At 52.9% G+C, this 9,027-nt stretch carries 7 protein-coding genes; 4 read left to right on the forward strand and 3 right to left on the reverse strand.

The annotated features are described in order from the left end of the window. On the forward strand, positions 1-385 hold a 385-nt coding region (locus DEO48_RS12915), incomplete at its 5' end, for a chloride channel protein (RefSeq protein WP_181367011.1). Here DEO48_RS12915 and ipdC read toward each other — a convergent pair. Then, the gene (ipdC, locus tag DEO48_RS12920) at positions 386-2,044 is read right to left on the reverse strand and encodes an indolepyruvate decarboxylase (RefSeq protein ID WP_109845400.1); all 1,659 of its coding nucleotides are present in this window, start codon (positions 2,042-2,044) and stop codon (positions 386-388) included. It lies immediately after the preceding gene. 185 nt (positions 2,045-2,229) lie between these two features. Here ipdC and mgrA point away from each other — a divergent pair, with 185 nt between their 5' ends. Together mgrA and DEO48_RS12930 are read left to right on the forward strand one after the other, a co-directional pair. Next, positions 2,230-3,228 carry an L-glyceraldehyde 3-phosphate reductase gene (gene mgrA, locus DEO48_RS12925; protein WP_109845401.1) on the forward strand — a complete coding sequence of 333 codons (999 nt, stop codon included), beginning with the start codon at positions 2,230-2,232 and terminating at the stop codon, positions 3,226-3,228. A gap of 128 nt (positions 3,229-3,356) precedes the next feature. Next, positions 3,357-3,698: a DUF2502 domain-containing protein gene (locus DEO48_RS12930; protein ID WP_109845402.1), complete on the forward strand. Its 342-nt coding sequence runs from the start codon at positions 3,357-3,359 to the stop codon at positions 3,696-3,698. Positions 3,699-3,730: 32 nt separating this feature from the next. Here the strand turns inward: DEO48_RS12930 and DEO48_RS12935 are convergent, their stop codons facing one another. Then, complete coding sequence (locus tag DEO48_RS12935; RefSeq protein ID WP_109845403.1) at positions 3,731-4,969, reverse strand: Nramp family divalent metal transporter; 1,239 nt, start codon at positions 4,967-4,969, stop codon at positions 3,731-3,733. 348 nt (positions 4,970-5,317) lie between these two features. On the opposite strand from DEO48_RS12935, the gene DEO48_RS12940 reads away from it, so the two are divergent. Next, complete coding sequence (locus DEO48_RS12940; protein WP_008501591.1) at positions 5,318-6,505, forward strand: NupC/NupG family nucleoside CNT transporter; 1,188 nt, start codon at positions 5,318-5,320, stop codon at positions 6,503-6,505. A gap of 44 nt (positions 6,506-6,549) precedes the next feature. On the opposite strand, the gene DEO48_RS12945 is transcribed toward DEO48_RS12940, so the two are convergent. After that, positions 6,550-8,742, reverse strand: coding sequence for an EAL domain-containing protein (locus DEO48_RS12945; protein WP_109845404.1), 2,193 nt, complete (start codon positions 8,740-8,742; stop codon positions 6,550-6,552). Positions 8,743-9,027: the final 285 nt, after the last annotated feature.

Consider the following 9,027-nt stretch of genomic DNA (forward strand, 5'->3'; position numbering starts at 1 on the left):
GGACGAGATGCAGCAGCTGGCCTTCAGCCAGGTGCTTAGCGTCTCCGACTATCTGCTATTTGCCGTGATTAAGCTGGCCGCGCTGGTGGTGGCTGCAGCCTGCGGTTTCCGCGGTGGGCGCATTTTCCCGGTGGTCTTTGTCGGCGTCGCACTGGGGCTGATGCTGCACGAACACGTCGATGCGGTGCCTGCGGCCATTACCGTCTCCTGCTCTATTCTGGGGCTGGTTCTGGTGGTCACGCGCGACGCCTGGCTCAGCCTGTTTATGGCGGCGGTAGTGGTACCCGATTCGACGCTTTTCCCCCTGCTCTGTATCGTGATGTTGCCCGCCTGGCTCCTGCTGGCGGGCAAACCGATGATGATGGCCTGGCGAAACGACAAGTAATCAGGCGCTATTGCGCGCTTCCAGCGCTTTAGTAATCGCCCCGAGCAGCGGCGGGATATCGGCCTTCGGCAGCATCACCTCAATCAACGAGAGCCGCTCGTGGTGCGCCACTTTCTCAAGGACATCCGCCAGCTGCTCCGCTTCACTGACCCGCCAGCACTGGGCCTGAGGATCAAGGCTCAGAGCCTGCGGGATTTGCGTCCAGTTCCATAGCGCAATGTCGTTATAACGCTGTTCCGGCCCGTGGATCGCTCTTTCCACCGTGTACCCTTCGTTGTTAAGGACCAGAATGATGGGGTGCTGTTTATCCCGCAGCATCGAGCCAAGCTCCTGTATGGTGAGCTGCGCCGCGCCATCCCCCGTCAGCACAATCACGCGCCGGTTTGGGCAGGCGGTTTGCGCGCCAAACGCTGCGGCCAGGGTGTAGCCGATCGATCCCCACAGCGGCTGGACGATAAAATTCACATCAGCCGGAAGACGAAGGTCGATCGCGCCGAAGGCCGAGGTGCCCTGATCCGCAAGGATGATGTCTCCCGGGCGGATAAACGTCTGCAACGTTTTCCAGAAATTGTCCTGCGTCAGCGAGCCATCAGGCTGCGGATAGACCATCGCGCTTTGAGACGACGGTACCGGCGTATCGTGCACGTGCTGTTTACACAGCTCCACCAGCGTTTCGATTGCCTGAAGCATGGGGATGCCGGTAAACCAGACGTCACCAACGCGTGATGCATGAGGCTGAACTTCAATTGTTTGTGACGGGGTTAGCTGATGCGTAAAGCCGGCGGTCAGGGTATCGGTAAAGCGCGTCCCGATGCACAGCACCGTGTCTGCCCCTTCAATCGCCTCTTTTACCGCACCGGCGCTCGCCGAACCGCTGTAGGTGCCGTAAAAACCGACGTGACGCTCGTCAAATATGCCTTTACCCATCAGCATAGTGGCGTGTGCCATCGGCACGTCCTTGACCCATTTCTGTAGGGCATGCTTCAAGCCATGGCGCAGGACAAGGAAATCGGCCAGCAGCGCCGTACGCTTGCTCATGGCCAGCCTGTTCTCAGCGGCATCCCGGAACGCTTTCAGGCAGGCGCTATCGGCATGCGCGTGCCTGAGAGTGAGAGCGTTTACAGGAGGCGTGGCGGCTTTTTTTGCCACATCGGCAGGCAACATCAGATAGCCGGGGCGACGCTCTCGGAGCATGGTAGTCAATACCCGGTCAATCTCGTAACAGGCGTTTTGTTCGGTCAGAATCGCCTGTGCAACGGTGATCGGTTCGCTCATATGGTAAAAATGACGAAACTCACCGTCGCCCAGCGTATGGTGCAGCAACTCTCCTCTTTGCTGTGACGCCGTACCCGGCGCGCCCACAATATGCAGCACCGGAACGTGCTCGGCGTAGCTGCCCGCAATGCCGTTCATGGCGCTTAACTCTCCTACACCAAATGTCGTCAGCAGCGCGGCAAAACCCTTACATCGGGCGTATCCGTCCGCGGCATAAGAGGCGTTTAACTCGTTGGCACAGCCCACCCAACAGATATCCGGGCTGTCTATCACATGGTCGAGAAACTGCAGGTTATAGTCGCCCGGCACGCCAAACAGATGATCGGCTCCACAATCTGTAAGACGGTCCAGCAGGTAATCGGCGACGCAGTATGGGGTACGCATGAACAGGTATCCTTCTAATGTTGACCTCACCTTGAGTATTAAATAAGCGTGATGACTGTCCAGAATTGGCGATAAGAAGAGCATGGAAAGAATGCTTTACAAAAAAGGCTGCGCTATGCTGCTTTTTTCCGCGTTAATGTAAACGCATACACTGATTTTTTTCTTCAGCGCCAGAGGTCATGAGAATGGGTTATCAGCCGGACAAAAATCGTTATCGGACAATGGAGTATCGCCGCTGCGGGCAAAGCGGACTCAGGTTGCCCGCCATCTCGCTTGGGCTGTGGCATAACTTTGGCGACACCACGCTTATCGAAAACAGCCGTCAACTTTTACAGCGCGCGTTCGATCTGGGCATTACGCATTTCGACCTTGCCAACAACTATGGCCCGCCGCCGGGATCGGCCGAACGTAATTTCGGCCGTATTTTGCAGGAGGATTTCCTGCCCTGGCGAGACGAGCTGATCGTCTCTACTAAAGCAGGTTATACCATGTGGGAAGGCCCTTACGGCGACTGGGGGTCACGCAAATATCTGCTGGCAAGTCTCGATCAAAGCCTGAAGCGCATGGGGCTGGAGTATGTGGATATCTTCTATCATCACCGTCCTGACCCACAAACGCCGCTGCTGGAAACCATGAAAGCGCTTGACCATGCGGTGCGCCAGGGAAAAGCCCTGTATGTCGGGTTATCCAACTACCCTGCAGAACTGGCCCGCAAGGCGATTGATATCCTTGACGATCTCGGTACGCCCTGCCTGATCCACCAGCCGAAATACTCTCTTTTTGAACGTGCGCCGGAAGAGGGGCTGCTGAACGTGCTGCAGGAAAAAGGAGTCGGCTGCATTCCCTTCTCGCCGCTGGCCGGTGGACAACTGACCAACCGCTATCTGAATGGCATTCCGGCAGACTCACGCGCGGCAAGCGGCAGTCAGTTCCTGAACCCTGACCAGATCACCGAAGAGAAGCTGGAGAAGGTAAGAAAGCTGAACGCCATGGCGGAAGAGCGCGGTCAGAAGTTGTCCCAGATGGCGCTAGCCTGGGTATTACGCCATGAGAACGTGACGTCAGTGCTGATTGGAGCAAGTAAAACGGCTCAGATTGATGACGCCGTGGGGATGCTGGAAAACCGCCATTTCTCTGCTGAAGAACTGGTCCGTATTGATACAATCCTGAACAGCTCAAAATAAAATCACTTTTAGCAAAAAGTGCTCTCATTCAGCAATTCGGAGTTGAGGCGATGAAACGAGGCTTTACCAACTCGTAATATTGCGTTAACAGGTCCCACAAGGGCCCCGATCGTGAAGGAGAAAAGAGTATGTTCAGGTCACTGATTCTTGCAGCGGTATTACTGGCTTCAGCCCCGCTGATCGCCAATGCGGGCGAAATCACCCTGTTGCCATCAGTAAAATTACAAATTGGCGATCGTGACGACTACGGCAGATACTGGGACGGTGGCTACTGGCGCGACCGTGACTACTGGAACCGTCACTATGAGTGGCGCGGAGACCGCTGGTGGAAACATGATAACGGCAGACACCGCGGCTGGTATAAAGACAACGCGTATGAGCGCGGCTACCGTGAAGGCTGGAACGATCGTGACGACCGTCGCGGCGGCTGGGGTCGCGGTAAAGGTCATGGTCACGGCCATCACCACTAATAAAAAAGGAGCCATGGAGGCTCCTTTTTTTGTTAAAGACCCAGTGCGGTTCCCACCAACAACCACAGGTTCAGCGCAACGACCACCACCACGATGGCCCACCCGGTCCGTTTCACCAGCGTTGAGTTAACCAGTTCGCCCATCAGGTTTTTGTTGCTGGTAAAAATCAGCAGCGGCACCAGCGCCAGCGCGATACCAAAACTCAGCAGCACCTGGCTCATAACCAGAATTCGCGTAGGGTCGAGCCCCATCAGGATCACGATAAATGACGGTAGCATGGTGACGGAGCGACGAACCCACAGCGGAATATGGAAGCGGACAAACCCCTGCATCACCACCTGGCCTGCCAGCGTGCCCACCACCGTAGAAGAGAGACCGGCAGCCACCAGGCTGAGACCAAATATCGTGGCGGCAGCATGGCTCAGTAAGGGTTCCAGTGTGAGATAAGCCTGGTCGAGATCGGCAATACCGGTGTGGCCGTTAAAGTGGAAAGCGGCGGCAGCGGTAGCCATCATCGCCAGATTGACAAACCCCGCGATGGTCATGGCAATCGCCACGTCCCATTTGGTGGCGGAGTAACGCTCTTTGCGCGTCCCACCGTGGAGATGCTGAGTCAGCGAGGAGTGCAGGTAAATCACATGCGGCATGATAGTCGCCCCCAATACCCCGGCAGCCAGGAACACCGCTTCCGAGGTTGGCAGGCTTGGGATTGCCATACCTTTACCGAGCTGCGCCAGGTTCGGCTGTGAGAAAATCAGCTCCACGATATAGGCCGCCGCGACAAACAGCAGCAGACCGCCGATAACCTTCTCCAGCGGCTTTTGACCTCGACGCTGCAGCATCAGGATCAGGAAAGTGGCAATCCCGGTCAGTACCGCCCCCTGCAACAGCGACACGCCCAGAATCAGTTTAAACCCGATCGCTGCGCCAATAAATTCAGCGAGGTCAGTGGCCATGGCTATGATTTCCGCCTGAACCCAATAGAGCCAGACGGCCGGACGCGGATAATGGTCGCGAATTTGCTCTGCCAGGTTTTTACCTGTGGCAATCCCCAGCTTTGCGGAGAGCATCTGAATCAGCATCGCCATCAGGTTTGCCCAGACGACCACCCACAGCAGCTTATAGCCGAAGCTGGCCCCGGCCTGAATATTGGTCGCAAAGTTACCTGGATCGATATAGCCAATGGCAGCGATGAACGCAGGTCCCATTAATGCGAACCGCAACTTGCGCGCGGCTCTGCCACTGCTACCCTCTACGCGACTGTTTGTCATTTCTGCCTCTGAAATATAGCCTTTGCTATGTTTAATCCTATCAAAATGAGAATGATTATCAAGATCATTTATGCTGTTTACAGTGATTTCTCTGATAGCTTTGAACGATAGACGGGCGGGTAAGTGGGGCGATCTAACAGAAACTGAAATCGCGCGCGCTTTTGTGAAGACTAGCACACAAACTTAACTTTTCACTCATTTACCTAACATAACAAAAATGTATTGTGGATCACTATTTTTGAGACTCGTCACAGGATGTAACTATAGTGTGTCCTCGATCTCGTTTTCTTTTCGCTTGTTACATAGAATGTGCACGAAAATTAAACCTGCCTCATATTTGGAGCAAATATGGACCGCGTCCTTCATTTTGTCCTGGCACTTGTTGTCGTTACTGCACTTGCATTGCTGGTCAGCACAGACCGCAAAAAAATTCGTATCCGTTATGTTGTCCAGCTGCTGGTCATTGAAGTTTTACTTGCGTGGTTCTTCCTGAACTCCAACGTAGGCCTCGGCTTCGTGAAAGGCTTCTCCGAAATGTTCGAAAAACTGCTCGGATTCGCCAATGAAGGGACCAACTTTGTCTTCGGTAAAATGAACGACGAAGGTCTGGCGTTCTTCTTCCTGAAGGTTCTCTGCCCTATCGTCTTCATCTCCGCGCTGATCGGTATTCTGCAGCACATCCGCGTTCTGCCGTTCGTTATTCGTGGAATTGGTTTCCTGTTGTCCAAAGTGAACGGCATGGGCAAGCTGGAATCCTTCAACGCCGTCAGTTCCCTGATCCTCGGTCAGTCTGAGAACTTCATCGCGTATAAAGATATTCTCGGCAAAATGTCCCGCAACCGCATGTACACCATGGCGGCAACCGCAATGTCTACCGTTTCCATGTCTATCGTGGGCGCGTATATGACCATGCTGGAGCCAAAGTATGTTGTTGCGGCGCTGGTTCTGAACATGTTCAGCACCTTTATCGTTCTGTCACTGATCAACCCGTACCGCGTTGACGCAAGCGAAGAGAACATTCAGATGTCAAACCTGCACGAAGGCCAGAGCTTCTTCGAAATGCTGGGTGAGTACATTCTGGCGGGCTTCAAAGTGGCGATTATCGTTGCCGCCATGCTGATCGGCTTCATTGCGCTGATTTCTGCGCTGAACGCCCTGTTCGCCGCGGTGCTGGGTATCTCCTTCCAGGGTATTCTGGGCTACATCTTCTACCCGGTTGCATGGGTGATGGGTGTGCCTGCTCACGAAGCGCTGCAGGTGGGCAGTATTATGGCAACCAAACTGGTTTCTAACGAATTCGTTGCGATGATGGATCTGCAGAAAATTGCCAGCACGCTCTCTCCGCGCGCGGAAGGCATTCTGTCCGTGTTCCTTGTCTCCTTCGCGAACTTCTCGTCCATCGGAATTATCGCGGGCGCGATTAAAGGTCTGAACGAAGAACAGGGCAACGTGGTTTCTCGCTTTGGCCTGAAGCTGGTTTACGGCTCTACGCTGGTGAGCGTCCTGTCTGCTTCTATCGCAGCACTGGTACTCTAACGTTTAGCATTAAACAAAAACCGGGAGCCTGGCTCCCGGTTTTTTTATGCCCGCAATTCTTCCAGCGGTTTGGGTTTGCCTATCAGGTAGCCCTGCAGGTAATCCACGCCGAAGCGAAGCAGCATCTCCCGCTGCGCCGGTGTTTCGACGTATTCCGCTACGACGCACAGCGATTTCGTCTTCGCCAGATTACAGATCGACTGCACGATCATCGCATCCATATCATCGGTACAAATGTCTTTAACAAAGCAGCCGTCAATTTTAATGATGTCTGCCTGCAGGCGTCTGAGGCGCTCGTAGTTGGCGTAGCCGGTACCAAAATCATCTATGGCAATCCGGAAACCGTAATCCCGCAGCTGCTGAATATTGTGGATGCTGCAACCTGAATTTGAGAAGGCCTGCTCTTCGGTAATCTCAATCACGACTGACTGAGGCGCAACGCCGTAGCGTTCAAAGAGCGCGCAAATCTCGGTCGCCACCTCTTTTTGCATCAGCGTGAGCGGCATCAGATTAACAGAGAAACGGGCGCCAGCCAGCGTTGAAGGGTGATCTCGCAGCCACAGCAGTAATTTCTCCATGACGCACATATCAAACCGGTGGCTGAGGTTGAACTGGGCAATCAATGGAATAAAGCGGTCAGGAGTGAAGATCTCGCCCTCGCTCTCCATACGCGCCAGAATTTCGTAGTAGCCGCTCCCGTCCGCCTTCTGGATCGGTTGCGCATATAAATGGAACTGGCCCGCCTCCAGGGCATGCTTAATCCGCGCCAGCATCAGGACTCGCTCTGTCGTTTGCCCTGATGCCGCCTCGAGGCTATTCGTGAGCGCAAGCACGTTGTTTGTTGTTCCGCAGGATTGCTCGGCCAGCCAGCTCAGTTGCCCCAGCGTGTGATGCAACTTTTCGCCGTTTTCCACCATTCCCCAGGACGCGCCAAATTCAATATCCAGCCCGGTGTTGTTCCAGAAAATCTTACGGCTGTTCAGCCGATCAACCATGTGCTGAAGGCGCTCAGCGGTTCCCGGGCCCAGTAATACCAGCACAAGCTCGCTTCCGGGGAGCTGGAAGAGCGTCTCATCTTTTTGCAAGAGAGGCTGCAGCGAAGTGGCGATCGTACGTTTGCAATGGACCCGCATGAGGATCCCATAGTGGCGGCTCAAAAATTCCAGGTTATCCATACGCAGAATGCTCACTTTTGCGTCCGGGTGAATCTCAAGATAATCCTCCAGCGCACGAATATTGGGCAATCCGGTCAGCGGATCGGTGAGCGCCCTCCCCTGCCAGCCGCGCTTAAGCCACTCGCTGCGCTGGTAAATACGCGACATGTAAAGCAGACAGATCGCGAACGAGATAAGCACGGACAGAATAAAAGAGAGCGAATGGCCCGATTCCACCCCGTTAAGGAAGTTGTAGTTGTAGGTCAACAGCAGGAGCGCAGATACAGCCCACAGCAGAGAAATCAACGCATAGGTCAGTCGGCTTATCGCTAAGGTAAAAAGAATAAAAATCAGCGGCATCAAATAGCCCGCAATGACGGGAGATTCAAAAGGACCACATAAAATGACGAGAATGAAACTTAAAAGCATCAGCCAGACAAAAATATATAATGAATTCTTGTGAAAAAACACGGGCTTCACGCTTCGTCGCCAGAAAGTTATTGCATAACGAGGATTAATTATCATTCTTAACGGGTAATAGAACATCATGGTAAAAATCAATGCCGCACATATCAGGCTTTGTATATCCACAACGTTATAAATTACCGTCCCTTCGCCGAAAAAGGTCGAAATTGTCACCGGAAAATCAAACAAATAGCCCGCCAAATACATCGACAGTTTAATCCCTATTGGCACCATAAAACCGAGCCAGAATATCCGTAATCCGATGTGCTTGTTAGGGATAGAGTAGCGCCAACGCTTACCTAGCATGATACGCAGAATGCCGCACGCCGCGAACAACGCAAAGGTCTGACAGAACAGTAATACTGTATATTGTAGCGGTGCTAAATTTACATAGAATAAATTAGTGACAGTAAAACCTAACAAAATGGGAAGAATAGCCCTGCGTCCAAATAGCAGAATTACCGCCAGCATTACGCTTAAAGGTAACCATGCTAAATAAACGTCGTGACCATTAACAATTGCGCGGGGAGAGAGATAACGGGAGACAGGTACCGCAATCAGGCATAAAGCCAGAGCAATCATAAATATCTTTACATTATTGTAAGTTTTTCTATTCATTAACCAGGGCATTATTTTCCGAGAGAATTATTGATCGGATGGATAATATGTTTATTAATTGCGCGAATCAAGTTCAAGTCTATTTTTAGACTGGTTTATTGATGCCGATTGAGGTGAGGTACAGAAATACCTTCTTTTTGATAACAAAATAGGGTGGCGGGTGTTACAAACACATAAAAAAACCCTCGTCTTTTGACGAGGGTTTACAATTTTGGTGGAGCTAAGCGGGATCGAACCGCTGACCTCTTGCATGCCATGCAAGCGCTCTCCCAGCTGAGCTATAGC

It is taken from the genome of Enterobacter sp. CGMCC 5087 (genome assembly GCF_003144775.1).
GTDB classification, from domain to species: Bacteria; Pseudomonadota; Gammaproteobacteria; order Enterobacterales; family Enterobacteriaceae; genus Enterobacter; species Enterobacter cloacae_M.

What these genes read in the sequence shown, in the direction of transcription:
- DEO48_RS12935 (WP_109845403.1), bottom strand. Translation starts at nt 4,969, where the DNA reads ATGACAAACAGTCGCGTAGAGGGTAGCAGTGGCAGAGCCGCGCGCAAG.
- mgrA (WP_109845401.1), top strand. Translation starts at nt 2,230, where the DNA reads ATGGGTTATCAGCCGGACAAAAATCGTTATCGGACAATGGAGTATCGC.
- DEO48_RS12945 (WP_109845404.1), bottom strand. Translation starts at nt 8,742, where the DNA reads ATGAATAGAAAAACTTACAATAATGTAAAGATATTTATGATTGCTCTG.
- ipdC (WP_109845400.1), bottom strand. Translation starts at nt 2,044, where the DNA reads ATGCGTACCCCATACTGCGTCGCCGATTACCTGCTGGACCGTCTTACA.
- DEO48_RS12930 (WP_109845402.1), top strand. Translation starts at nt 3,357, where the DNA reads ATGTTCAGGTCACTGATTCTTGCAGCGGTATTACTGGCTTCAGCCCCG.
- DEO48_RS12940 (WP_008501591.1), top strand. Translation starts at nt 5,318, where the DNA reads ATGGACCGCGTCCTTCATTTTGTCCTGGCACTTGTTGTCGTTACTGCA.